The sequence below is a fragment of the Campylobacter sp. 2018MI10 genome (genome assembly GCF_018501175.1).
In the GTDB taxonomy this organism is placed as follows: domain Bacteria; phylum Campylobacterota; class Campylobacteria; order Campylobacterales; family Campylobacteraceae; genus Campylobacter_E.
The window spans coordinates 1-436 of the sequence record NZ_JAHCZD010000097.1 but is presented as its reverse complement, the minus strand read 5'-3'; the positions used below and the strand labels follow the sequence as shown (position 1 = coordinate 436).

Here is a 436-nt window from a genome sequence, read left to right as displayed (position 1 = left end):
GGGGTGGCGATCACCTCATGGTTGAGGACATCAACAAGATTCCTTCAACCTCACTACCGGGTACGGCTGATCTAGCATGGGCATCTTTCCCTTGTCAGGATCTTTCATTGGCTGGAAATGGTGCAGGTCTTAAAGGTGAGCGATCTGGCACTTTTTGGGGTTTCATTAAACTAATTCAAGAATTAAGGCTTCAAAATAGAAAGCCTTCAATGATTGTTCTTGAAAATGTTTATGGAACACTTACCTCACATGAAGGAAAAGATTTTGAAGCAATTGCTAAGTCCGTAGCCGGTGAAGGCTACAACTTTGGTGCAATTGTTATGGATGCTGTTCAATTTGTTCCACAGTCTAGACCTCGTGTTTTCATCATTTGTATTGATGAAAATTTAAACATCCCCAATGATGTTTTCTGCAAACGAGCTACACCGGCATGGCA

1 protein-coding gene is annotated in these 436 nt (G+C 42.0%); it reads left to right on the top strand.

Annotated elements, in window-relative coordinates; translation table 11 throughout:
* Positions 1-17 precede the first annotated feature (17 nt).
* A partial coding sequence (locus KJR01_RS09835; protein ID WP_250325187.1) for a DNA cytosine methyltransferase occupies positions 18-436 on the top strand: 419 nt, incomplete at its 3' end.